Here is a 21275-nt window from a genome sequence, read left to right as displayed (position 1 = left end):
GGACGCGCCGCAGGCGCAGGACGAGCCCGCGACCGAGCCCGTCGCTCCCGCTGCGGAGCAGCCCGAGGCCGAGGCCGCCCCCGAGGCGGAACCGGCAACCGCCGCGCCCGAGGCACAGGACCAGGCCGCGGCCGAGCCGGTCGCCGCCGCTGCTACGGAGCAGCCCGAGGCCGAGGCCGAAGGCCAGGACGCCGCCCCCGCGGCGGAGCCGGCCGCAGTCGAGGCAACCGCCCCGGAAGCAGACACCGCGGAGCAGGCCGAAGCGGACGCGCCGCAGGCGCAGGACGAGCCCGCGACCGAGCCCGTCGCTCCCGCTGCGGAGCAGCCCGAGGCCGAGGCCGCCCCCGAGGCGGAACCGGCAGCCGCCGCGCCCGAGGCACAGGACGCTCCCGCCGCGGCCGCCCCCGCTACGGAGCACGCCGAGGCCACCACGCCGGAGGCGGAACCGGCGGCAGCCGAGGCGGACGCGCCGCAGGCGCAGGACGAGCCCGCGGCCGAGGCTGACGCGCCGGAGGCGGACGCCGCGGCGCAGCCCGCGGCCGAAGCAACCGCGCCGGAGGCGGAGGCGGCGTACGGGCTGGCTGCCGTGAAGCGGCGGGCTCCCGAGGTCGTCGGGGCGTACAAGGCCGTCGGGCAGGTACTTCGCGGGAAGGGGAAGGTCGGGGCGCGGGCCAAGGTGTACCTCGTCCTGGACCGGTCCGGGTCGATGCGCGGCTTCTACAAGGACGGCAGCGCCCAGCACCTCGCCGACCACGCCCTCGCCCTCGCCGCGCACCTCGACGACGCGGCCACCGTGCACACGGTGTTCTTCTCCACGGACGTGGACGGCACGGCCGACCTGGCCCTCGACGGCTACGACGCCGCCTGGGTCGAGGCCCGCCACGCCGAGCTCGGCCGGATGGGCCGCACCAGCTACCACGTGGCCGTCGAGGCCGTCGTCGAGCACTACCGGAAGGACGGCGGCGAGGGACCGGCCCTGGTCGTCTTCCAGACCGACGGCGCCCCCGACAACCGTCAGCCCGCCCGGCAGGCCCTGGCCGACGCCGCCACCACGGCTCCCGGCATCCACTGGCAGTTCGTCGCCTTCGGCGACCACGACGCCAAGGCCTTCGACTTCCTGCGCAAGCTGGACGCCGAGAACGCCGGCTTCTTCCATGCCGGGCCGGCTCCCACCGAGCTGACCTCCGCCGCCCTGGTCAAGGGCATCCTCGACCGGTTCTAGGACGAGGCACGAAGCACGAGGCACGAGGCACGAGCGCAGAAAAGGCGGCGCCCCTCTCCCGGCCGGGAGAGGGGCGCCGCCTTTCGGTGTATCCGGATCAGCCCCGCGGGGACCCGGCGTCCGGGATGACCGCGTCCGAGACCGGCCGCTCCGCCGCCTTCGTCTCCACCGGCTTGCGCAGCGCGATGTTCAGCTCGCGCAGACGGGCCTCCTCCAGCACCGTCGGCGCGCCCATCATCAGGTCCTGCGCGTTGCCGTTCAGGGGGAAGGCGATGGTCTCGCGGATGTTCGGCTCGTCGGCCAGCAGCATCACGATGCGGTCCACGCCCGGGGCGATGCCACCGTGCGGCGGGGCGCCGAGGCGGAACGCGCGCAGCATGCCCGCGAACTCGCGCTCGACGGTCTCCGCCTCGTAACCGGCGATCTCGAAGGCCTTCAGCATGACCTCGGGCTCGTGGTTGCGGATGGCGCCGGAGGACAGCTCGATGCCGTTGCAGACGATGTCGTACTGCCACGCCAGGATGTCCAGCGGGTCCTTCTCCTCCAGGTCCTTCATCCCGCCCTGCGGCATGGAGAAGGGGTTGTGGGAGAAGTCGATCTTGCCGGTGTCCTCGTCCTTCTCGTACATCGGGAAGTCGACGATCCAGCAGAACCGGAAGACGTTCTCCTCGAAGTGGCCGGCACGCTTGGCCGCCTCGACGCGAACGCCGGACATGATCTTGGAGACCTCGTCGAACTCGCCCGCGCCGAAGAACACGGCGTGACCGGGGACCAGACCCAGGCGCTCGGTGAGGACCTTGAGGTTCTCCTCGGTGAGGAACTTGGCGATCGGGCCGGTCAGCGAGCCGTCCTCGCCCACGCGCACCCAGGCCAGGCCCTTGGCGCCGAGCGAGATCGCGTACTCGCCGAGGCCGTCGAAGAACTTGCGCGGCTGCGCGGCGGTGTCCGGGACGGCCAGGGCGCGCACGTGCTTGCCGGCGAACGCCTTGAACTCCGAGCCCTCGAACACGTCGGTGATGTCGACGAGCTCCAGCTTGGCGCGCAGGTCGGGCTTGTCGTTGCCGTACTTCAGCATCGACTCGCGGAACGGGATCCGCGGGAACGGCGAGGTGACCTCACGGCCGTTGCCGAACTCGGTGAAGAGCTCGGTCATCAGGCGCTCGATCGGCTGGAAGACGTCCTCCTGCTCGACGAAGGACATCTCCACGTCGAGCTGGTAGAACTCGCCCGGCGAACGGTCGGCGCGGGCGTCCTCGTCGCGGAAGCAGGGCGCGATCTGGAAGTACCGGTCGAAGCCGGAGATCATCAGCAGCTGCTTGAACTGCTGCGGCGCCTGCGGCAGGGCGTAGAACTTGCCCGGGTTCAGACGGGACGGCACCACGAAGTCACGAGCGCCCTCGGGGGAGGTCGCGGTGAGGATCGGCGTCGCCATCTCGTTGAAGCCGAGGGCCACCATCTTCGAGCGGATCGACGCGATGACGGCCGAGCGCAGCATGATGTTGCGGTGCATGCGCTCGCGGCGCAGGTCGAGGAAGCGGTACTCCAGGCGCCGCTCCTCGTTCACACCGTCGTCGGTGTTGATCGTGAAGGGCAGCGGGGCGGCCGCGCCGAGCACCTCGACCGCGGAGACCTCGATCTCGATCTCGCCGGTCGGCAGCTCGGGGTTGACGTTGTCGGCCCCGCGGGAGACGACCTTGCCGTCGATACGGACGACGGTCTCCTTGGTGACGCTGCTCAGCGCCTCGTTCGCCGCGGTGCCGGGACGGGCGACCAGCTGCGTGATGCCGTAGTGGTCCCGCAGATCGATGAAGAGGATGCCGCCCAGGTCTCGACGGTTGTGCAGCCAGCCGCTCAGCCGGACGTCGGCGGCGACGTCAGAAGCGCGGAGCTCGCCGCAGGTGTGGGACCTGTACCGATGCATCAGTCATCCAGTTCTACGCGATACCAGGGTGGATTCAACCGTCCCAAGGTTACCGTCCGGGGAGGTGACGGGTCGGGCACTCCCTTCAGCCTGCGCAAATACGCCCGCAGGCTCGGGGCGAACGCCTCCGCAGGCCCCGGGCGGATTGCGTCCCGGGGCAGGGGCGAACAGGCACGTAACGGATATGACCTGTAAAGATGGCCACGTGCGCACCGAGGACGTCCTGGCCGCCATCGCGACCGGCCTGTGGCGATGGGACAACGCCTCCGGGACGGTCACCCTCGACAGCGAGGCCGCCCGGCTCCTCGGGCTGCCCGCCGAGCCCGCGGTGCTGCCGGAGGTCGCCGTACGGTCGCGCTTCCACCCGGTGGACTGGAACGAGATCAACGGGATCGTGAACCTGGCCGTCGCCGAGGGCACGCTCGCCGAGGCCCGGCTCCGGATCATGGACGTGGACGGCCGGGTCATGCGGACCGTACGCAGCCGCTCCAAACCGGTGGAGCGCCGGTCGGCCGACGGGACCACGGACTACGAGCTGATCGGCACCATCCAGGAGATCGCCGAGCCGCAGCCCGGCACCACGGCCGCCCACACCCCCATCACCGGCGACTGGCGGCGTTCCCGGGAGGCCTTCCTGCTGGACGCGGGGCGCGCGCTGGCGGAGGCCCGGTCCACGGCGGAGGTGCTGCGGGTCGCGGCCTCGCTGTCCATGCCCGGCTTCAGCCCGGACGGGCTGGCCGTCTTCGGCCTGGCCGGGGACCGGCTGTCGATCATCGGGCACCACGGGCACGATCCGGGGGACGAGGGCCCCTTCACGGACATGCCGCTGGAGACGAACTATCCGGCCGCGGAGGTCGTCCGTACCGGCCGGGCGATCTACCTGCCCACCCCCGAGGACTACAAACGGCGCTTCCCGGCCGCCTGGCCGCTCGCCCAGCGCTTCGACCGGGTCTCCTGGGCCTTCCTGCCGCTGATCGTGGCCGGGCGGACCATGGGCGCCTGGATGGCCGCCTTCAAGCACCCGGCGTCCTTCTCGCCCGACGAGCGGTCCGTCCTGACGACCGTGGCCCGGATGCTGGCCCAGGCGCTCCAGCGCGCCGGGGTGGCCGAATCCGAGCGGGAACTCACCACCGGCCTGCAGCGGTCGATGATGCCGCAGCTGGGCCCGGAGATCCCCGGTATGCGGATCGCGGCGCGGTACGTCCCGACCGGCGGCGGCCTCCAGGTCGGCGGCGACTGGTACGACATGATCCCGCTGCCGTCGGGCAGGTTCGCGCTGGTCATCGGCGACGTACAGGGCCACGACGTCCGGGCGGCCGGGCTGATGGGCCAGCTGCGGATCGCCGTACGGGCGTACGCGTCCGAGGGCCACCGGCCGGACGCGGTGCTCTCGCGCGCCTCCCGCTTCCTGGCCGGCCTGTGCTCCTCGCAGGAGTCCGGCCCGGACGAGGACGCAGGCGGCGAGGACGCCGACTTCCACAGCCCCCGGTTCGCGACCTGCCTGTACGTGGAGTGCGACCCGAAGACCGGCATGCTGGAGGTGGCCCGCGCCGGCCACCCCGATCCCGCGATCCGGATGACCGACGGCACGGTCCTGATGCGCCCCACCGCGGGCGGGCTCCCCCTCGGGATCGTCCCCGACACCGACTACCCCACGACCCGGTTCACCCTGGAGCCCGGCGAGACGATGATGCTCTGCACCGACGGGCTCATCGAGACCGGCGGGCACGACCTGGACACCGGCTGGGCGCGGCTGCGCGCGGTCCTGGAGTCCGACGCGTACGGATCGGAGAGCCCCGCGCCGGGGGCCGCGGCGGACGCGGCCGGCCACCCCGGCATCCCGCATCTGCGGCCCCCGCACCTCGAAAGACTGGCCGACCTGCTGGTCCAGGCCGTGCACGGGCCGTCCTCGCACCACACCACCGGCCCGCTGGCCGACCGCCGCGAGGACGACATAGCCGTAGTGCTGCTGTGCCGCGAGAGCGAGGTGTGCGGCTGTGGCACCGCGCTGCCGCACCCGGCCCGCCCCGCGCGCCGCACCGTGCTGACCGTGGCCCAGGTGGAACCCGAACGGATCGCGGGCGCGCGGCAGCAGATCCGGGAGCTGCTGCACGACTGGGCCGACCCGGACCAGGTGGACTCGGCGGTGCTGATGGTCTCCGAGATGGTGACGAACGTACTGACGCACACCGACGGGGACGCGCTGCTGGTCGCGGAGGCGGTCGGCGAGCTGGGCGCGCGCCGGCTGCGCGTCGAGGTCGCCGACGGCAGCGACGAGCTCCCGCACAGGCGGCAGCCGGGGGAGATGTCCTCCAGCGGCCGGGGGGTGCTGCTGATGGAGATGCTGGCCGACACGTGGGGAGTGGACCCGCGGGGCGAGGGCAAGTCGATCTGGTTCGAGCTGCACGAGCAGTCGAAGACGGACGCCGACCCGGAGTTCTGAGCCCCGGGCGGGCCTCGCCGGCTGGGTGGTCGGCCCGTGGGCGCTGGGCTCGTGGAGACCCCCTGGAGGGTCTCCCGGTCAGCCCTGCTCGTCCGGCTCGCCGGCGCCGCGGTGGCCGAGGCCGGTGCGGGCGGTGGTGGGGATGCGGCCGAGGCGGCCCGCCTGGAAGTCGTCGAACGCCTGCTGCAGCTCGTGCTGGCTGTTCATCACGAACGGCCCGTAGTGCGCCATCGGCTCCCGGATCGGACGTCCGCCGAGGACCACGATCTCCAGGTCCGGGGCGTTGGAGTCCTGGGACTCGTCCGCCCGCACCGTGAGCGAACCGCCCTCGCCGAAGACGGCCGTCTGCCCGGTCCGCACGGGACGGCGGTCCTCGCCGACGGACCCGCGCCCGGCCATGACGTACGCCAGGGCGTTGAAGTCCTCGCGCCACGGCAGGGTGATCCGCGCGCCCGGCGAGACGGTCGCGTGGATCATCGTGATCGGGGTGTGGGTGATCCCCGGGCCCTGGTGGCCGTCGAGCTCACCGGCGATCACGCGGAGCAGGGAGCCGCCGTCCGGGGTGGTCAGCAGCTGGACCTGACCGCCGCCGATGTCCTGGTAGCGCGGGGGCATCATCTTGTCGGAGGCCGGGAGGTTGACCCACAGCTGGAGGCCGTGGAACAGCCCTCCGGACACGACCAGGGACTCCGGCGGGGCCTCTATGTGGAGCAGGCCCGAACCGGCGGTCATCCACTGGGTGTCGCCGCCGTTGATGACTCCGCCGCCGCCGTTGCTGTCCTGGTGGACGAAGGTTCCGTCGATCAGGTACGTGACGGTCTCGAAGCCGCGGTGCGGGTGCCAGGGCGTGCCCTTGGGCTCGCCGGGCGCGTACTCCACCTCGCCCATCTGGTCCATCATGATGAACGGGTCGAGGTACTGGTAGTTGATCCCGGCGAACGCGCGGCGCACCGGGAATCCCTCGCCCTCGAACCCACCGGGAGCGGAGACGACGGCCAGCACCTTGCGCGGGACGGCGGCCTGCGGCTCGGCCACTCGCGGAAGGGTCAACGGGTTCTCAACAGTCACTGCGGGCATGGTCAGGACCTCCTTCTGCGTCGAGTTTAGTTGAAACTCGAACTTTCTGCCACACCCGCACAGAACGTCGCCCCGGACCGCGTCATTCCCGACCGTCCGGACACGCGCGCACGCCCGCCCCGGGTGCGCGATCCGCGCGAGAGGACGGGCGTACGGGATGGCTGCCTACGAGCCGCGGCGCAGCAGGTCCGCGCCCGGGCCGGCCACCGAGTGCAGGACCGCCACGCCATCCCGCTCGGTGGTGATCAGCCCGGACGGCAGGGACGTGCCGCTCGGCCCGGCGCCGGCCCGCCGCATCCCGTACGGCGGCCGGCCCCTCCTCCGGGGCGCGCGCATACGGCGCGAGCGCGACGAACCGGGGGTTGCCGCCGTCCGGGCACAGGGGGACCGGACGGCTCCCGGCCGACAACGACTGCGCCGGCGGCCGAAAACCGCCTGCCGGTCGGTGCGCTGCCGGGCGCCCGGCGCCAGTCCCCGCTCCACGAGCGGCAGCGGCTCGCTCGCGAACGTGACGTGGAGGAGGTCCTCCGCCGCGATATGCACCCGCAGCACAGTCGCCCCCGTCGAGCTCAGCCGAACCGGCCGGCCACCTGCGCCGGCCATGGCGTCCAGGCCGCCTCTTCCGGAGAGACGGCCTAGCCGTACATCCGGCGCATCGCGAAGTCGACCATCTGCTCGACCGCCTTCGCGTCGAAGACCATCCGGTGGTCGCCCTCCATGTCGAGGACGAAGCCGTACCCGGTCGGCAGCAGGTCGATCACCTCGGCGCCGGTGATCACGAAGTACTTGGACTCCTTGCCGGCGTACCGGCGCAGCTCCTTGAGCGTGGTGAACATGGGGATGACCGGGTGCTGCGTGTTGTGCAGCGCCAGGAACCCGGGGGTGTCACCGCGCGGGCAGTAGACCTTCGAGGTGGCGAAGATCTGCTGGAAGTCCTCGGCGGAGAGGGACCCGGTGGTGAAGGCCCGCACGGCGTCGGCGAGCGACGGTGGCGAGGGCTCGGGGTAGAGCGGCTGCTCGGCGTAACCGCCGGCCATCTGCTGCGGGGCGGCGTACTGCTGCTGCCCCGCGTGCCCCGCGCTCACGTTCTGGTCGTAGCCGTACATGGGGCGAAGCCTACCGACCGGCCACTCGCCGCCGGACACGCATTTCCCGCCAGGCTTGACGCTGGTCACAGTCGTCAAGGGTTGCATCTTATTACCCGCGGGTAGCATCATGACATTACCGATTGGTATGTACGAGGAACCTGTCTCCCCGAGCCTTAACGGAGCCGTCGCCATGGGGCACTACAAGTCGAATCTCCGCGACATCGAGTTCAACCTCTTCGAGGTGCTCGGCCGCGACAAGCAGTACGGCACCGGTCCGTTCGAGGAGATGGACACCGAGACCGCCAAGAGCGTCCTGTCCGAACTCGCCCGCCTCGCCGAGAACGAGCTGGCCGCCTCCTTCGAGGACGCCGACCGCAACCCGCCGGTCTTCGACCCGGCCACCAACACCGCGCCGGTCCCGGCGTCCTTCAAGAAGAGCTACGAAGCCTTCATGGACTCCGAGTACTGGCGTCTGGGCCTGCCCGAGGAGATCGGCGGCACCACCTCGCCCCGCTCCCTCATCTGGGCCTACGCGGAGCTGCTGCTGGGCTCGAACCCGGCCATCTGGATGTACTCCTCCGGCCCGGCGTTCGCCGGCATCCTCCACGAGGAGGGCAACGAGGCCCAGAAGAAGGTCGCCCGGCTCGCCGTCGAGAAGCGCTGGGGCTCCACCATGGTCCTCACCGAGCCGGACGCCGGCTCGGACGTCGGCGCCGGCCGCACCAAGGCGATCCAGCAGGCCGACGGCTCCTGGCACATCGAGGGCGTGAAGCGCTTCATCACGTCCGGCGAGCACGACATGGAGGAGAACATCCTCCACTACGTCCTCGCGCGCCCCGAGGGCCACGGCCCCGGCACCAAGGGCCTGTCCCTCTTCCTCGTCCCGAAGTTCCACTTCGACTGGGAGACCGGCGAGCTGGGCGAGCGCAACGGCGTCTACGCCACGAACGTCGAGCACAAGATGGGCCTCAAGGCCTCCAACACGTGCGAGATGACGTTCGGCGACCAGCACCCCGCCAAGGGCTGGCTGATCGGCGACAAGCACGACGGCATCCGCCAGATGTTCATGATCATCGAGTTCGCCCGCATGATGGTCGGCACGAAGGCCATCGCCACGCTCTCCACCGGCTACCTGAACGCGCTGGAGTACGCCAAGGAGCGCGTGCAGGGCCCGGACCTGGCGAACTTCATGGACAAGACCGCGCCCAAGGTCACCATCACGCACCACCCCGACGTGCGCCGCTCGCTCATGACGCAGAAGGCCTACGCCGAGGGCATGCGCGCCCTGGTCCTCTACACGGCCTCCGTGCAGGACGAGATCCAGGTCAAGCAGGCCGCGGGCGAGGACGCCTCCGCCGAGATCGGCCTGAACGACCTGCTCCTGCCGATCGTGAAGGGCTACGGCTCCGAGAGGTCGTACGAGCAGCTCGCGCAGTCCCTGCAGACCTTCGGCGGCTCCGGGTACCTCCAGGAGTACCCGATCGAGCAGTACATCCGCGACGCCAAGATCGACACCCTCTACGAGGGCACCACCGCCATCCAGGGCCAGGACTTCTTCTTCCGGAAGATCGTCCGCGACCAGGGCGCCTCGCTGAACGTCCTCTCCGAGACGATCAAGAAGTTCCTGGCCGAGGCCGTCGGCGGCGAGGACCTGGCCGGCGCCCGCGACGCGCTCGCCAAGGCCGCCGTCGACCTGGAGGCCATCGTCGGCCAGATGATCGTCGACCTCACCGCCACCGGCGAGGACGTCAAGAACATCTACAAGGTCGGCCAGAACACCACCCGCCTGCTGATGGCCTCGGGTGACGTGGTCGTCGGATACCTGCTGCTCAAGGGCGCCGCCGTGGCCGCCGAGAAGCTGGCGACCGCCGCCCCGAAGGACGTCCCGTTCTACACCGGCAAGATCGCCGCCGCGAAGTTCTTCGCGTCCCAGGTCCTGCCGAACGTCTCGGTCGCGCGCGCGCTCGCCGAGTCCGTCGACAACTCCCTCATGGAGCTCGACGAGGCCGCCTTCTAGGCAGCACCGCACCGCCCCGCACGACGCACCCCAGCGGTGCCAGCACAGTGGCCGGGACCCCTCGGGGGGCCCGGCCACTGGCCTGCGCGGAGAGGTCTGCGCGGGGCCGGCGCGGGACCTGCGCGGGACCTGCGCAGACCGTCCGTTCCGTCTTGTCAGTCGTTCATGGGACGCTCGTACGTATGAGTCCACAGGAGCAGCAGCGCAGCAGGGGGTATTCCGTCCCCACCGGACGTCCGTACGCCCTCAAGGAGCTGCAGGCCAATGTGGGCGCGCTCGGCGACCGCATCACGGACCTGTACGACGGCGCCCACCCCGCCGAGTACGACCCCATCGCCGACGCCCTCTACGTCGCCTTCCAGACGGCCGCCGCCCTCGCACCCGCCAAGAGCTACACCGGCTGCTCCGAGCACCCCAACGGCGCCCTCGACCCCGAGGCCCCCGACGGCTGGGGCCGCTGCCTCATCTGCAACGACCGGCGCCGGCTCGGACAGCGCGCCCAGGGCGGCCGCACCGGCGGCCCGGCCGGGCCCGCCGCGGAGCAGCGCCGCCTCGGCTACCCCGTACCGGAGGGCCCCTTCACCCTCGACGTACTGCGCCGGTTCCTGCGCACGATCGACGAGCAGCGCTTCCACCTCACCCTGGGCTCACCCGACCAGGACTTCGTCCGGATCGCCGACGACCTCCACCGGGCCTTCATCGTCGCCCGCGAACTGTCCCGGCCACGCAACGCCTCGGGATGCGCCGAACATCCCGGCGCGCCGATCGACCCCGACGCGCCTCCCGGTGAGGCCTGTATCTTCTGCGCCGGACGCAAGAGACGCGCGCAGCGCTCCCCGCAGACCCCGGAGATGCTCCCGCGCATCCGCCGGGGCGAGCGCAGGCAGCTGCAGCGCCGATTCGAGCGCCCGCCGGGCTGAAACCCGACGGGACCGCAGACCACCCACCCTGCGGCCCCTGACCTCCGGCCATCCGTCGCAGTCCGGCCATGGCGAACACGACCGTCGTTAAGGTGAACCACATGAGCTCTCCCGCCCGCTTCGACCGCGGCCACACCGACGACCTGATGACCTTCCTGACGGCCAGTCCGTCGCCGTACCACGCCGTGGCCAACGCGGCGGAGCGGCTGGAGAAGGCGGGCTTCAGGCAGTTGTCGGAAACGGACGCCTGGGATGCGGGCACCGGGGGCAAGTTCGTGCTCCGCGGCGGTGCGCTCATCGCCTGGTTCGTCCCCGAGGGCGCGGCCTCGCACACTCCGTTCCGGATCGTCGGCGCCCACACCGACTCCCCGAACCTGCGGGTCAAACCGCTGCCGGACACGGGCTCGCAGGGCTGGCGGCAGATCGCCGTGGAGATCTACGGCGGCACCCTGCTCAACACCTGGCTGGACCGCGACCTGGGCCTGGCCGGGCGGCTGACGCTGCGCGACGGCAGCGAGCGCCTGGTGAACGTGGACCGTGCACTGCTGCGCGTCCCCCAACTCGCCGTGCACCTGGACCGGTCGGTGAACAGCGACGGCCTCAAGCTCGACAAGCAGCGGCACATGCAGCCGATCTGGGGTCTGGGCGATGTCCAGGAGGGCGACCTGATCTCCTTCCTGGAGGAGGAAGAGGGCCTGGACCAGGGCTCGGTGGCCGGCTGGGACCTGATGGTCCACTCCATCGAGCCGCCCTCGTACCTGGGCCGCGACCGCGAGCTGGTGGCCGGCCCGCGCATGGACAACCTGCTGTCGGTGCACGCGGGCGTCGCGGCGCTGGCGGCGGTGTCCGCCGCCGACAAGCTCGACCACATCCCGGTGCTGGCGGCCTTCGACCACGAGGAGAACGGCTCGCAGTCCGACACCGGCGCGGACGGCCCGCTCCTGGGCAACGTGCTGGAACGTTCAGTCTTCGCCCGCGGCGGCTCGTACGAGGACCGTGCGCGGGCCTTCGCGGGCACCATCTGCCTGTCCTCGGACACCGGCCACGCCGTGCACCCCAACTACGGTGAGCGGCACGACCCGACGCACCACCCGCGCGCCAACGGCGGACCGATCCTGAAGGTCAACGTCAACCAGCGGTACGCGACGGACGGCAGCGGGCGCGCGGTGTTCGCCGCCGCGTGCGAGCGGGCCGGTGTGCCGTGGCAGACCTTCGTCTCCAACAACTCGATGCCGTGCGGCACGACGATCGGCCCGATCACCGCCGCCCGCCACGGCATTCAGACCGTGGACATCGGCGTCGCGATCCTCTCGATGCACAGCGCCCGCGAACTGTGCGGCGCGGACGACCCGTTCCTGCTGGCGAACGCCCTCGTGGCCTTCCTGGAGGGCTGAGACCCCTCCGGTCCCCGTACCGGCGGCGCGACCTCGCCGCCGGTACGGCAACCCGCGGTCAGCCGTCCATCCCCGCGAGGACGAGCGGCAGCCGGGAGACGCCGTCGGCGGTGACGCGGACCGGCACGCCCCAGTCCTGCTGGTGGACGTGGCAGGCCGGGTACTCGTTGGCCGGGTCGTCGTCGCAGGACGCCGCCATCGCCGAGACGTGCAGCACGCCCTCGGTGACGTCCGGGTTCAGCGCGAGCTCCCGGAAGAGGTCGGTCCCGGCGCCCTCGCCGTCCGCCAGCAGCTCGGGCGGGGTCGAGGAGACGAGCAGCCGGGTGGAGGGCCCGTAGCGGGTGTCGAGCTTCTGCCCGCTCGGGGCCTGGAAGACCACGTCGAGGCGGAGCGTGCCCGGGGCCACCTCGGTGGCGGCCCGCTGCGTACGGTGGGGGACCGCGTCGACCCGTACCGCCTCCTCCGGGAGGCGCAGCCGGGTCAGCCGGTGCCGGGCCGACTCGACGACCACGATGTCCTCGCCGACCAGCACGGCGTCGCTGGGCTCGCGCAGATCGGTCGCCAGGGTCGAGACCCGGCCGGTGGCCGGGTCGTAGCGGCGCAGCGCGTGGTTGTACGTGTCGCACACCGCGACCGAGCCGTCGGGCAGGGCGGTCACGCCGAGCGGGTGCTGGAGCAGGGCCTGGGCCGCCTCGCCGTCCCGGTGGCCGAAGTCGAACAGCCCGGTGCCGACGGCGGACTTGATCACGTACCCGTCGTGGCCGTCACCCGCCGCCTCCACGTACCGCAGGGCGCTGGTCTCGGAGTCGGCGATCCACAGCCGGTCCGCGGCGGCCGCGAGGCCCGAGGGCTGGGCGAACCACGCCTCGGCGGCGGGCCCGTCGAGCAGCCCCTCGTTGGTCGTGCCGGCCGCGACCCCGACCGTCCCGGCCTCCGGGTCCCAGGCCCACAGCTGGTGCACACCGGCCATGGCGATCCAGACCCGGCCCTGCCACCAGGCCACGTCCCACGGCGAGGACAGGTCCACCTCCAGGGCCGGCCCGGAGGTCGGCGACCCCTGCCACCACTGCCGTCCGGTCCCGGCGACGGTCTCCACGTGCCCGGTGGCCGGGTCGAAGGTGCGCAGGGCGTGGTTGACGGTGTCGGCGACGACGACCCTGCCGTCGGGCAGCAGCGCCAGCCCCTGCGGCTCGCTGAAGCTGTCCCCGGCGAAGCCGCGCTCTCCGCTGCCGATGCGGCGCACGACGCTCTCGCCGTCGGCGGCCAGCTCCACGAGCTGGTGCCGGGTGGTGTCGGACACCAGCAGGTTCCCGGACGGCAGCAGCAGCGCCTTCCCGGGGAACCGCAGGTCGCCGGCCACGGGCTCGGGCGCCACGTACGGCCCGTCCCCGCGCCGCAGCGTGCCCTTGGCCTCGTGCTCGGCCTCCAGCTCCTCGACCAGCCGGGCGATGGCGTGCGCGTGCCCCTCACCGGCGTGCTGGGCGACGATGTACCCCTCGGGGTCGATCACGACGAGCGTGGGCCAGGCCCGTACGGCGTACTGCTTCCAGGTCTCGAGCTCGGGATCGTCCAGCACGGGGTGGTGCACCTGGTACCGCTCGACGGCATCGACCACGGCGGCGTGCTCGGCCTCGTGCACGAACTTCGGCGAGTGCACGCCGATGATCACGACGGTGTCGCGGTGCTTCTCCTCCAGCTCGCGCAGCTCGTCCAGGACGTGCAGGCAGTTGATGCAGCAGAAGGTCCAGAAATCGAGAATCGCAATGCGTCCTCGCAGGTCGGCGAGGCTCAGTTCCTTCCCACCGGTGTTCAGCCAGCCGCCCTTGCCGATCAGCTCGGGGGCACGGACACGGGCACGGCGGGGCGCGGGCGCGGGGGTGGGCGCCGAGGCAGCATCGTTCATCCTTCAAGCTTGCCATCCCCGGACCTGTGCACCCGCAGGGGTGACGACGGGCGCCGCGACCCCGTGGGAGCCTGGTTCCAGGTCGACCGGATGGAGAAGACCGTCACTCTCTTCGCCGAGCCCGGGCCGCTCGGCTACACGAAGGTCGACGGCCCCCACCCCTTCGGGACGAGCGTGCGGCTGCCGGAACCGTTCGGGATCGATCTCGATACCGGCGGGCTGTAGTCGCCCGGCCCGGTAGCGTGCCGGGGGTGACAGTCAGCACGCCGCCCAGCGGGCGGATATTCGATGCCGTGAGCGCCACCGCCGTACAGAGCACGGACGGGTTGCGCGAGCTCTACGAGAGTCCCGGCGAGATGGCGCGGCGCAAGGCCGTGGGCCTGATCCACGAGGCGGCGCGGGCCGTCATCGGGCGGTCGTCGTTGGTGTTCGTGGCCAGTGCCGGGGCCGACGGGACCTGTGATGTCACGCCACGGGGCGGACCGCCCGGGTTCGTGGCCGTGCTGGACGAGTTCACCCTCGCGCTGCCCGACGCCACCGGGAACAAGCGGCTCGACACCGCCCACAACATCGTGGAGACGGGCCGGGCCGGGCTGATCTTCATCATCCCCGGGCGGGCCACCACCCTGCGCGTGAACGGGCGGGCCTGCGTCTCCGCCGAGCCGCGGCTGCTGGAGCAGCTGACCGCCGTCGGCAAGCCCCCGCGCAGCGCGATCGTGGTGGAGGTCGAGGAGGCGTACCAGCACTGCCCGAAGGCCTTCCTGCGCAGCAACGCGTGGAAGCCGGAGCAGTGGCTCGCCGAGGACGCCGTCCCCAGCTCCGCCGAGATCACCCTCTCCCACCTGGATCTCCCCGGTCTGACGATCGAGGAGATCCGGCAGCAGGAGCGCGAGTCCCTGCTGTACCGCTACGAGTAGGCGAAGAGGGCGCTCAGGCGGGGCAGTCGGAGCACCATCTCGTCCGCGTCGCCGAAGTCGAAGTCCCAGGAGGGGTCCAGAGCCGGGTAGCTGATCGTGAAGGAGTCCGCGGGCAGCTCGCGGCCGGTGCCGGCCTCGTAGGCCCTCCAGGCGATCGAGAGGGCGCCCTCGTCCTCCAGCTCCAGCCCCTGCGCCGCGGCCTCGCGGACCGCGGGGTGCGCCGCCAGCGCGTCGGGATCGGTCAGGGCCGTCTCGAAGGTCTCCTGTCCCTGGGTGAGGAGCCAGCCGCGGAAGTAGTCGAAGCCGTCGTCCGAGCAGCCGCCGTTGATCACGTGGGCCGCGGCCCAGAGCGGCGCCCGGTAGGACTCCGCCAGCAGGTCCCACAACACCTGCTGGGACGCGGCTATCTCCGCCTCCGAAAGGTCCGCCAGGAGCTCCGCCGCACGCGAGGCCACCTGCCGCGGTGCCGCGTCCGCGCGGGCCGACTCGATCAGCTTCCAGAACGTCTGCTTGTCCATGGGGAAAGCCTGGCAGCCGGGTCTGACATCAGGCGGTGATGCTGAGGAAGGTGTGGAGGGATCTCGTGAGCGCGCCGACGAAGGCGTCCTGGACCGGCGCCGGGACGAGGTGCAGGGACAGGTACGGGTTCAGGTCCTCCAGCTCGACGAGGAGCAGCTCACCGGACGGCGCCCGGCAGGCGTCCACGCGCTGGATGCCGTGGTCGAGGGTGTTCCAGGCGACGAAGGAGCGGGCGAAGGCCAGGTCGGCTTCGGTCGGGGTGTAGGGCTCCAGCTCCCAGCGGCGGGCCGGATCGGGGGCGTACAGCGCGTACTGGAAGCTGTCGTCGACGAAGTAGAAGGACACTTCGTACGTGAAGTCGATGCGCGGCTGGATCAGCACGGCCCCGGCCGGGCCGTCCGGTGTCGCGGTGAAGGTGAGGCCGATGGAGTCGGCGCCCTGCTTCGGCTTGACCGCGTACTGCGGCACCTGCGGCAGCTCCGCCAGCCGGGCCGGGTCGTCGACGGTCGGGATGACCGGGTAGCCGGCGGCCGTCAGGTCGAGGAGGTACTGCTTGCCCGCCATGTCGGCGCGGCCGGTGAGCGGGTTGTAGACGCGGGCCCCGGTGGCGAGGGCGGCCGCGCGGAAGGAGTCGTAGGCCTGCTGGTAGTGCAGGACGGGACCGCTGTTGCGGACGATCACCGCGTCGAAGCCCAGCGGCAGGAGCGCCTCCGCGTCCGCGGGGTGGCACAGGGCCAGGTCGAAGTCGGCGCGCAGCCGGGACGTGAGGAATATGTCCTCGTCGCAGTAGCGGCGGCCGCGTGCGGGGTACGCCAGGTCGGTCACGTAGAGCAGGGGCATGAGGGCAACCTATCGCGGGCACTGATCAGCGCATGAAATACCTCGTACGGGACAAAATGCTGGCCATCGGGGACGACTACTGGATCGAGGACGAGGACGGCCGGCACGCCTTCCTCGTCGACGGGAAGGCGCTGCGCTTCCGGGACACGCTGGAGCTGAAGGATCCGGACGGGCTGATCCTGATCACCCTGCGGGAGAAGCTCTTCACCCTGCGGGACGCGATGACCCTGGAGCGGGACGAGCGGCGGCTCGCGGTGATCCGCAGGAAGCGGCTCTCGCTGCTGCGCAACCACTTCCGCGTGACCCTGGCCGAGGGCACGGAGCTCGACGTCAGCGGGCGGATCCTGGACCGCGAGTTCAAGGTCGAGTACGACGGGGACCTGCTCGCGCTGGTCTCGCGCCAGTGGTACCGGCTCCGGGAGACGTACGCGGTGGACGTGGTCCGGGAGGACGCGGACGCGTCGCTGCTGATCGCGGTCGCGGTGTGCGTGATCCGGATGGCGGAGAAGGAGCGGGAGGGCGCGGTCAGTCCCGATGGTGCTTCCGGGCCGTGAGCTGCCCCTGGACGTAGGCATCGGTGTCCGGAGCGTACGGGCCTCCGTGGTCGAACAGGAGGTCGCTGATGCGCTGCCACTCCGCGGCCTCGGCGCGGACGGAGGCGTCGGCGGACTCCAGGGCGCCGGCGTCCGCCAGAACCGCCTCCAGGGCGGCCTGCGCCTCGTGGTGGGCCAGGCCGGTGGCCCGGTCCCGGACGCGCTCGCGGGCCGCGATCTCCGCGGCGGCGGGCTCGTGCGGCTCCAGGGCGGCCTCCAGCACGGCCTCTGCGTCGTCCGTCACGGCGTACCGCCTCCTCGTCGTGGACCCGGCGGCCGGCGCCGCCCGTCCGCCTCGTCTGCCCGGGAATCCCGGCGCCAACCGGGCCCCGGAGGGCCCGGGGATGCCGGGGTCCCGGGCCCCCGGAGGGTCCCGTCAACGCAGCCTTCGGTCCTTCAGGGCCGGGAACTGGGAGCGGGTGTCGGGGACCTTGGCCGGGTCCAGGTCCACGGTGAGGACCTCCTCGCCGGGGCCCGCCTCCGCCAGGACCTCGCCCCACGGGTCCACCACCAGGCTGTGCCCGGCCTGCTCCACGCCCGCGTGGGTGCCGGCCAGCCCGCACGCCAGGACGTAGGACTGGTCCTCCACGGCGCGGGCCCGGCTGAGCAGGGTCCAGTGCGAGCGGCGGCGCGCGGGCCAGCCCGCCGCGACGACCATCGTGGTGGCCCCGGCGTCGACCAGACCGCGGAACAGCTCCGGGAAGCGCAGGTCGTAGCAGGTGGCGATGCCGAGGGTCTGCTCCGGCAGGGTCACCGTGGTCAGCGAGTCGCCGGCCGACATCAGCACCGCCTCGCCCTGGTCGAAGCCGAAGCGGTGGATCTTCCGGTAGGTGGCGGCCAGCTCGCCCGCCGGGGAGAGCACGAGGGCGGTGTTGTAGAGGGAGCCGTCGCCCGCGCGCTCCACGACCGAGCCCGCGTGCAGCCAGACGCCGGCGTCGCGCGCCGCCTTGGACATGGCCTCGTAGGTCGGGCCGTCCAGCGGTTCGGCCTCGGTCTCGAACTGCTCGTAGGCGAAGGCGCCGACCGGCCACAGCTCCGGCAGGACGACGAGGTCGGAGCCCGCCTGCTCCCGTACGAGTTCGGCCACGCGGGCACGTCGGGAGGACACCGACTCGCCCTCGTTCACTGCGATTTGGATCAGCGAGGCGCGCACACTACCACCGTTCTGGCGTTCAAGCCGTCAACTCGGGCCTACGATCGTCACACGAAAGCACTGCCGGGGTGCTCACCGGCAGCGTAGTTTTGGAAACTGAGTCCACAGCTTCCGAAACGCGCCATTGAACAGCACCGCGAGGGGTCCCGTTGACCGTCCATCCGCATCCCGCCCTCCAGCCCTATGCCGACGCGTGGACGCACTCCGTCGAGGCGATATCCGAGTTGGTCCTCCCGCTGACGGAGGGCGAGTGGAACCGGGCGACGCCGTGTCCCGGCTGGTCCGTCCGTGACGTCGTGTCACACATCATCGGCATCGAGTGCGAGCAGCTCGGGGACCCGCGGCCGATCCACACCGTGGCGCGGGACCTGCGGCACGTGGTGGACGAGTTCAGCCGGTACATGGAGGTGCAGGTCGACGTACGGCGTCATCACACCGCGCCGGAGATGACCTCGGAGCTGGAGTACACGGTGATCCGGCGCTCGCGGCAGCTGCGGAACGAGAAGCGGGACCCGGCCACGATGGTGCGCGGGCCGCTCGGTGACCAGGTGACGCTGGAGGACGCGCTGCGGCTGCGGGCCTTCGACGTGTGGATCCACGAGCAGGACCTGCGGGCGGCGCTGGGGGCACCGGGGAACTGGGACTCGCCGGGCGCGTACGTGGCGCGGGACCTCCTGCTGGCCGGGCTGCCGAAGGTGGTGGCCAAGAAGGCGGGGGCGCCGGCGAACTCGGCCGTGGTGATCGACGTGCACGGTCAGCTGGAGTTCATGCGGACGGTACGGGTGGACGCGGACGGCCGCGGCTCGGTGGACAAGTCGCCGTCGCTGGGCCCGGCGGTGACCCTGACCCTGGACTGGGAGACGTACGTCCGCCTGGCGGCGGGCCGGGTGCGGGCACGCTCCGTCGCCGACCGGGTGAAGGTCGAGGGCGACGTCGAGCTGGCGGACGCGATCCTCACGCAGTTCTCCGTGACCCCCTAGGGATCACGCCCGGGTCCGCGCGGCAGCGTTCCGGCCGGCGGCGCCGGACGAAGGCCGCGACGCTCTCCCGGCCCTCGCGGAACAGCAGGTGCAGGGCGGGTCGACGGCCCTACGGCGCCTCGCGCCCTGCTGTTTCCGGGAGGGGCCACGCTCGGGACACCGGCTCCGGTTCCTGCACGGGGATCGTGACGCGGTGGCGGGCGGCCTCGCGGGCCAGGGCCCGCGGGCGCAGCCGCAGGATGCTGACGACACCCACCGCTTCGAGGACGAAGACGGTGGAGAAGGCGATGCGGTAGTTGTCGCCGGTGGCGTCCAGCAGGACCCCCACCGTCAGCAGCGTGGTCATGGACGCGATGAAGCCGCCCATGTTCGTGATTCCGGAGGCGGTGCCCTGCCGCTCCGGCGGGTTGGCCGGGCGGGCGAAGTCGAAGCCGATCATCGACGCCGGGCCGCAGGTGCCCAGGGCCAGGCACAGGGCGACCAGCAGCCCCATCGGCGCCCGGGCGCCCGGGTACACGAGGACCGCCGCCCACAGCAGGGCCGTGAGGGCGACCGTGCCCAGGGCGAGGGGGATCCGCGCGGACTGGCGGCGGCCGACGAGCTGGCCGTAGACCAGCCCGAGCGCCATGTTCGAGGCGACGACCAGCGTCAGCAGTCCGCCCGCGGTGGTCCGGGACAGCCCCTGCGCCTCGACGAGGAACGGCATCCCCCACAGCAGCAGGAACACCATCGCGGGGAACTGCGTGGTGAAGTGCACCCACAGGCCGAGCCGGGTGCCGGGTTCGGCCCAGGACTCCCGGATCTGGCGTCGTACGAAGCCCCCGGAAGGCCCGGACCCGCCCGAGGCGCCCGAGGCACCGGAGACCCCGGACCCGCCGGAAGCCCCGGCGGCGCGCGGCACGGGCACCGGCCCGTAGCCCTCGGGGTGGTCCCGCAGGAACAGCACCAGCGGCACCAGGACCACCAGCCCCGCCACCGCGCTGCCCGCGAAGGCGGCGGTCCAGCCGACCCCGTGCAGGACCGGGGCGAGGACGAGGGTGGAGACGAGGTTGCCCGCCATGCCGACCAGGCCGGCCAGCTGCGCCATCAGCGGCCCGCGCCGGGCCGGGAACCACCGGGTGCCGAGCCGCAGGACCGAGATGAAGGTCATCGCGTCCCCGCAGCCCAGCAGCGCCCGCGCGGCGAGCGCCATCCCGTAGGAGGGCGACAGGGCGAAGCCGAGCTGGCCGACGGTGAAGAGCACCGCGCCCAGCGTCAGCACCTTCTTGGTGCCGAGCCGGTCGACCATCAGGCCCACCGGTATCTGCATGCCCGCGTAGACGAGCAGCTGGAGGAGGGAGAAGGTGGCCAGCGCCGAGGCGCCCACGTGGAAGCGGTCGGCGGCGTCGAGCCCGGCCACGCCCAGGCTGGTACGGAAGATCACCGCGACGAAGTAGACGGCGACGCCGATGCTCCACACGGCGACGGCCTTCCCGCCGCCCGGCGGGTCCGCGGGCACGTCGGTCCTCGACGGCGCGTTCACCGGCCCGGCCCCCGCACCAGGACCTCGACCCGCCCGATGTGCCCGCGGACCGCCGCGGCCGCCGTGTCCGCGTCCCCGGCCCGCAGCGCGTCCAGGATCTCGGCGTGCTCGGCCAGCGTGCGCTCCAGCCGCTCCGGATGGGCGTGCAGCACGGCCACGCCCATCCGCAGCTGCCGGTCGCGGAGCTGGTCGTAGAGCCGGCACAGGATCTGGTTCCCGGCGCTGCGCACGATCTCCGCGTGGAAGCCCCGGTCGGCGGCCGTCATCGCGGCGAGGTCGCCCCCGGCGGCGTGCCGGCGCTGTTCCTCGAGCAGGGCGGCGAGCCGGTCCAGCAGGCCCGGTGGGGCCGGCACGGCTCTGCGTACGGTGAACTCCTCGACCAGCAGCCGGGTTTCCAGGACGTCGGTGATCTCCTGCGCGGAGACCTGGAGGACCAGCGCACCCTTCTTCGGGTACAGCTTCAGCAGCCCCTCGGTCTCCAGCCGCAGCAGCGCCTCGCGGACGGGCGTACGGGACACTCCGACGGCCGTGGCGAGCTCACCCTCGGTGAGGAGGGTGCCGCCTTCGTAGCGGCGGTCGAGCACACCCTGCTTGACGTGCTGGTACACGCGGTCGGCGGCGGTCGTGGTGGAGGCGGGGGCCGGCATGTGCACAGGATAGATACAACAGGGGTGCAAGCGGTGACGGTTCCAGGATGTGGACCGCCGCCCCTCGGCCCGGGTCGACGGCCCCGGGTGTGAGCCAGGGCGTCCCCGCTGCTCCGAAG

Annotated in this window: 19 protein-coding genes and 1 pseudogene; 9 read left to right on the top strand and 11 right to left on the bottom strand. The window is 72.1% G+C overall.

The genetic code is table 11. The features are described from left to right. Window positions 1-1222: VWA domain-containing protein (locus ACGFZK_RS16495; protein ID WP_393849556.1), on the top strand; the 1222-nt coding region annotated here is incomplete at its 5' end. Window positions 1223-1319: 97 nt separating this feature from the next. On the opposite strand, the gene aspS is transcribed toward ACGFZK_RS16495, so the two are convergent. Continuing rightward, window positions 1320-3143 carry an aspartate--tRNA ligase gene (gene aspS, locus ACGFZK_RS16490; protein WP_393849555.1) on the bottom strand — a complete coding sequence of 608 codons (1824 nt, stop codon included), beginning with the start codon at window positions 3141-3143 and terminating at the stop codon, window positions 1320-1322. Window positions 3144-3348: 205 nt separating this feature from the next. Here aspS and ACGFZK_RS16485 point away from each other — a divergent pair, with 205 nt between their 5' ends. After that, window positions 3349-5586, top strand: a complete 2238-nt coding sequence (locus ACGFZK_RS16485; protein ID WP_393849554.1) for a SpoIIE family protein phosphatase — start codon at window positions 3349-3351, stop codon at window positions 5584-5586. A 78-nt stretch (window positions 5587-5664) separates the two neighbouring features. On the opposite strand, the gene ACGFZK_RS16480 is transcribed toward ACGFZK_RS16485, so the two are convergent. The 3 genes from ACGFZK_RS16480 to ACGFZK_RS16470 all read right to left on the bottom strand — a co-directional run bounded on the left by ACGFZK_RS16480 (window position 5665) and on the right by ACGFZK_RS16470 (window position 7769). Continuing rightward, window positions 5665-6663 (bottom strand): pirin family protein, encoded by a 999-nt coding sequence (locus tag ACGFZK_RS16480; protein WP_393849553.1) that lies wholly within the window; start codon window positions 6661-6663, stop codon window positions 5665-5667. A gap of 165 nt (window positions 6664-6828) precedes the next feature. Continuing rightward, on the bottom strand, window positions 6829-6999 hold the full coding sequence (locus ACGFZK_RS16475) for a hypothetical protein (RefSeq protein ID WP_393849552.1): 171 nt from the start codon (window positions 6997-6999) through the stop codon (window positions 6829-6831). 299 nt (window positions 7000-7298) lie between these two features. Continuing rightward, complete coding sequence (locus ACGFZK_RS16470; protein ID WP_030714326.1) at window positions 7299-7769, bottom strand: SseB family protein; 471 nt, start codon at window positions 7767-7769, stop codon at window positions 7299-7301. Window positions 7770-7941: 172 nt separating this feature from the next. Between ACGFZK_RS16470 and ACGFZK_RS16465 the strand changes: the two genes are divergently transcribed. The 3 genes from ACGFZK_RS16465 (at window position 7942) to ACGFZK_RS16455 (ending at window position 12082) form a co-directional block, all read left to right on the top strand. Beyond that, on the top strand, window positions 7942-9768 hold the full coding sequence (locus ACGFZK_RS16465; protein ID WP_393849616.1) for an acyl-CoA dehydrogenase: 1827 nt from the start codon (window positions 7942-7944) through the stop codon (window positions 9766-9768). Window positions 9769-9950: 182 nt separating this feature from the next. After that, a complete protein-coding gene (locus ACGFZK_RS16460; protein ID WP_393849551.1) occupies window positions 9951-10688 on the top strand; it encodes a hypothetical protein in 738 nt (245 codons plus the stop codon). A 101-nt stretch (window positions 10689-10789) separates the two neighbouring features. Further along, entirely contained in the window at window positions 10790-12082 is a 1293-nt protein-coding gene (locus ACGFZK_RS16455) for a M18 family aminopeptidase (protein ID WP_393849550.1), read from the top strand. Between the two features lie 58 nt (window positions 12083-12140). On the opposite strand, the gene ACGFZK_RS16450 is transcribed toward ACGFZK_RS16455, so the two are convergent. Beyond that, complete coding sequence (locus ACGFZK_RS16450; RefSeq protein ID WP_393849549.1) at window positions 12141-13985, bottom strand: NHL domain-containing thioredoxin family protein; 1845 nt, start codon at window positions 13983-13985, stop codon at window positions 12141-12143. Between the two features lie 81 nt (window positions 13986-14066). On the opposite strand from ACGFZK_RS16450, the pseudogene ACGFZK_RS16445 reads away from it, so the two are divergent. After that, a pseudogene (locus tag ACGFZK_RS16445) lies at window positions 14067-14210 on the top strand (Uma2 family endonuclease); the annotation flags it as partial. A gap of 26 nt (window positions 14211-14236) precedes the next feature. Beyond that, on the top strand, window positions 14237-14902 hold the full coding sequence (locus ACGFZK_RS16440; protein ID WP_393849548.1) for an MSMEG_1061 family FMN-dependent PPOX-type flavoprotein: 666 nt from the start codon (window positions 14237-14239) through the stop codon (window positions 14900-14902). Here ACGFZK_RS16440 and ACGFZK_RS16435 read toward each other — a convergent pair. Continuing rightward, a complete protein-coding gene (locus tag ACGFZK_RS16435) occupies window positions 14893-15420 on the bottom strand; it encodes a DUF4240 domain-containing protein (protein ID WP_393849547.1) in 528 nt (175 codons plus the stop codon). The two genes, ACGFZK_RS16440 and ACGFZK_RS16435, sit on opposite strands and share 10 nt — an antisense overlap. 28 nt (window positions 15421-15448) lie before the next feature. Beyond that, window positions 15449-16261, bottom strand: a complete 813-nt coding sequence (locus ACGFZK_RS16430) for a hypothetical protein (RefSeq protein WP_393849546.1) — start codon at window positions 16259-16261, stop codon at window positions 15449-15451. Window positions 16262-16293: 32 nt separating this feature from the next. Between ACGFZK_RS16430 and ACGFZK_RS16425 the strand changes: the two genes are divergently transcribed. Then, window positions 16294-16815, top strand: coding sequence for an LURP-one-related/scramblase family protein (locus tag ACGFZK_RS16425; RefSeq protein WP_393849545.1), 522 nt, complete (start codon window positions 16294-16296; stop codon window positions 16813-16815). Here the strand turns inward: ACGFZK_RS16425 and ACGFZK_RS16420 are convergent. Next, window positions 16787-17098 (bottom strand): hypothetical protein, encoded by a 312-nt coding sequence (locus ACGFZK_RS16420; protein ID WP_393849544.1) that lies wholly within the window; start codon window positions 17096-17098, stop codon window positions 16787-16789. The two genes, ACGFZK_RS16425 and ACGFZK_RS16420, sit on opposite strands and share 29 nt — an antisense overlap. Window positions 17099-17230: 132 nt before the next feature. Then, on the bottom strand, window positions 17231-18007 hold the full coding sequence (locus ACGFZK_RS16415; RefSeq protein ID WP_393849543.1) for a carbon-nitrogen family hydrolase: 777 nt from the start codon (window positions 18005-18007) through the stop codon (window positions 17231-17233). A gap of 149 nt (window positions 18008-18156) precedes the next feature. Here ACGFZK_RS16415 and ACGFZK_RS16410 point away from each other — a divergent pair, with 149 nt between their 5' ends. Then, on the top strand, window positions 18157-18987 hold the full coding sequence (locus ACGFZK_RS16410; protein WP_393849542.1) for a maleylpyruvate isomerase family mycothiol-dependent enzyme: 831 nt from the start codon (window positions 18157-18159) through the stop codon (window positions 18985-18987). Window positions 18988-19096: 109 nt separating this feature from the next. Here ACGFZK_RS16410 and ACGFZK_RS16405 read toward each other — a convergent pair whose 3' ends face one another. Continuing rightward, window positions 19097-20485, bottom strand: a complete 1389-nt coding sequence (locus ACGFZK_RS16405) for a nitrate/nitrite transporter (protein WP_393849541.1) — start codon at window positions 20483-20485, stop codon at window positions 19097-19099. A 20-nt stretch (window positions 20486-20505) separates the two neighbouring features. Next, on the bottom strand, window positions 20506-21156 hold the full coding sequence (locus ACGFZK_RS16400; protein WP_393849540.1) for a GntR family transcriptional regulator: 651 nt from the start codon (window positions 21154-21156) through the stop codon (window positions 20506-20508). Between the last annotated feature and the right edge of the window lie 119 nt (window positions 21157-21275).

Origin of the sequence: Streptomyces sp. NPDC048257, assembly GCF_043201855.1 — a bacterium.
GTDB lineage: Bacteria > Actinomycetota > Actinomycetes > Streptomycetales > Streptomycetaceae > Streptomyces.
This window is presented reverse-complemented; position numbering and strand designations above follow the sequence as displayed.